This window comes from Thermus tenuipuniceus (assembly GCF_002964845.1).
Taxonomy (GTDB): domain Bacteria; phylum Deinococcota; class Deinococci; order Deinococcales; family Thermaceae; genus Thermus; species Thermus tenuipuniceus.
Genome location: NZ_PRDA01000097.1, coordinates 1 through 524, shown reverse-complemented (window position 1 = coordinate 524; position 524 = coordinate 1). Strand labels below are relative to the sequence as shown.

Below are 524 nucleotides of genomic sequence, written 5' to 3'. Positions count from 1 at the left end.
GGGCCTCGGCCAGGGCCAGCAGGTCGTGGGTGCGGGGTAGGGTGCGCAGGCGTTCCACGTGGAGGGCCTTCAGGGCCTTCTCCACCGCTTGCTGGGCAAAGAACGCCGCGGCGTAATAACGCTCCCCTTGGAGGAGCACCTGGGCTGTGGCTAGGTCCTCGCGGGCCTGCGCTAGGAGCCGTTCCGCCTCGAGCCGCATCCCTACCCATCTTAGCCTGGGCCAAGGTTGGCCCCCGGTTTTCCGGGTAGCCTGGGCCCCGTGCGCGTGGTGGTGGGGGGGGCTGGAATCGGGGGGTTGGTGGCGGCCAGGCTCCTCCAGCGGGCGGGCCTGGAGGTGGTGGTCCTCGAGGCCCACACCTACCCGGGGGGCCTGGCGGGGGATTTCTGGCACCGGGGTCACCGCTTCCCCGCGGGGGCCACCCTCCTTTCGGGCTTCGCCCCCGGGGGGCCCCTGGCCCTCCTGGAGGGCCCCCTCGGCCTCCGCTTCCCCGTGGAGCCCTATCCGGAGGGCTTTCCCCTCCTGG

At 72.9% G+C, this 524-nt stretch carries 2 protein-coding genes; one reads left to right on the top strand and one right to left on the bottom strand.

Features of this window, described 5'->3' with window-relative positions; translation table 11 throughout:
• The coding region (locus C2847_RS12145; RefSeq protein WP_128415186.1) for a HEPN domain-containing protein at positions 1-199 on the bottom strand (199 nt) is incomplete at its 3' end.
• Between the two features lie 60 nt (positions 200-259).
• On the opposite strand from C2847_RS12145, the gene C2847_RS12140 reads away from it, so the two are divergent.
• Positions 260-524 (top strand): NAD(P)-binding protein (locus C2847_RS12140; protein ID WP_164835729.1); only part of this gene is annotated, 265 nt, incomplete at its 3' end.